Source organism: Corallococcus exercitus (assembly GCF_003611585.1).
GTDB lineage: Bacteria > Myxococcota > Myxococcia > Myxococcales > Myxococcaceae > Corallococcus > Corallococcus exercitus.
In genome coordinates this window covers 1-1,758 of sequence record NZ_RAVW01000757.1, presented here as the reverse complement: position 1 = coordinate 1,758, position 1,758 = coordinate 1, and the positions used below count along the sequence as shown (strand labels likewise).

The 1,758-nt window shown below is 72.2% G+C and carries 2 protein-coding genes; one reads left to right on the top strand and one right to left on the bottom strand.

Features of this window, described 5'->3' with window-relative positions; all coding sequences use genetic code 11:
• The first annotated feature begins 261 nt into the window (after positions 1-261).
• Entirely contained in the window at positions 262-1,095 is an 834-nt protein-coding gene (locus tag D7W79_RS41735) for a dienelactone hydrolase family protein (protein ID WP_120530722.1), read from the top strand.
• Between the two features lie 29 nt (positions 1,096-1,124).
• On the opposite strand, the gene D7W79_RS41730 is transcribed toward D7W79_RS41735, so the two are convergent.
• A complete protein-coding gene (locus D7W79_RS41730) occupies positions 1,125-1,757 on the bottom strand; it encodes a CAP domain-containing protein (RefSeq protein ID WP_439099280.1) in 633 nt (210 codons plus the stop codon).
• Position 1,758 lies beyond the last annotated feature (1 nt).

The window sequence follows — 1,758 nt, the reverse complement described above, 5'->3', positions numbered from 1 at the left end:
CCGCGGCCCCCGGCGCGAAGCCGGCCCCGGCCACCAAGCCGCCCCCGGCGACGAAGTAGCCACCGCCTCCCGTTCGCGGGAGGGGTGAGAACGAGGGCCGGACGTGGGGGATGCTCCCTCGCGCCGGCCCTCTTCGCGTTCGCCCTCCGGAGCTTCAACGCGCTGGCGCCTCCGCCTCCACCGCGCTACGCCCGGAGGGCACGCGGATGCGGGCCGGGAAGCCCGGGCCCGGAAAGGACACGGACGACGATGAGGCCGGACATGAAGAGGCTCACGTGGGTGCTGGCGGCGGCGCTGATGTTTACCGCCTGCGCGACGGGAAGGCCGGCGGAGGTGTCACGCACGCCGTCCGCCACGGGCGCCGTCTCCGAGGAGGAGTTCAAGGCCATGCACACCCTGCGCAAGGACGCCGCCCCCGAGCGCAAGGGCCAGCAGGTGGAGCTGTCCGACGGCTCCAAGGCCTACCTGAGCCTGCCCCCGAACGCGAAGGGCCCCCTGCCCGCCATCATCGTCATCCACGAGTGGTGGGGCCTCAACGAGCACGTGCAGGCGTGGACGGACCGGCTGGCGGCGGAGGGCTACGCGGCGCTCGCGGTGGACCTCTACCACGGCAAGGTGGGCACCAACCCCGACGAGGCGCTCGCGCTGGTGAAGCAGGTGGACGACGACCAGGCCACGAAGACGCTGCTGGCCGCGCACGCGTTCCTCAAGGGCGACCCGCGCATCCAGGCCCCGCGCACCGGCAGCATCGGCTGGTGCTTCGGTGGCGGCTGGTCGCTGCGCACCGCCATGGCCATCCCGGAGCTGAGCGCGGCGGTCCTCTACTACGGCCACCCCGTGACGGACCCCCAGCAGCTGTCCACCATCAAGGCGCAGGTGCTGGGCATCTTCGGCACCAAGGACAAGTCCATCCCGCCGGAGACGGTGCAGGCCTTCGAGAAGGCGCTGGAAGAGGCTGGCGTGCGCAGCCGCATCGTGGAGTACGACGCGGACCACGCCTTCGCCAACCCGTCCGGCGCCCGCTACGACGAGCGCGCAGCCGCGTCCGCCTGGGCGGAGACGTCCGCGTTCCTCGCGCGCACGCTCAAGCGCTGACGGGTCGCCGGAGCAGGGGCCAGCGGCCCTCAGTACGGACGCTGGCCCACGAAGTTGCCCGGCGGCGCGTAGTTGCAGACCCAGAAGTCCCAGGCGGATCCGCCGAAGGGCGAATTGACGGTGCAGCGCTTCGTGGCGCAGCCCAGGCGGCGCGTGTTGCGCCACACCACCTGCGTGTAGTGGCCGCACTGCTCGCCCGTGGCGCAGGTGTTCTTCGAATAGTCGTAGTCCGCCGCCTCGTCCACCCAGCTCTTCACCACGGTCTTCGCGTTCAGGTAGTCCGGCGTGGCGGCGGCGATGTTCTCTCCCGCGTTGCCCCGGCCCGCGTTGTGCTCGTAGTTGCATTGGTCCACCCACTTCTGGGCGACCTCCGCCACCGCGGGGTCCCACGTGAGCGGCTCCAGCGCGGGGGACGGCGTGGGCTTCGCGGCGGCGCGGGCCGCGTTGTGGGCCTCCAGCATGTCGCGGGCGAACTGCGTCAGCTCCACGGTGCCCGCGTCGGTGCCGGTGCCGCCGTCGTCCTGGGGGCCTCCATCGAGCCCCGCGTCCGCGGTCGAGTCGTCCGGGTCCCCGTCAGGGATGCAGGCGAGCAGGAGGAACGGGGTCAGCAGACAGACGGCGGACAGGGGACGGAAGCGGGAAGGGCGTCGCATGGGAGGGATT

What these genes read in the sequence shown, in the direction of transcription:
- D7W79_RS41735 (WP_120530722.1), top strand. Translation starts at nt 262, where the DNA reads ATGAAGAGGCTCACGTGGGTGCTGGCGGCGGCGCTGATGTTTACCGCC.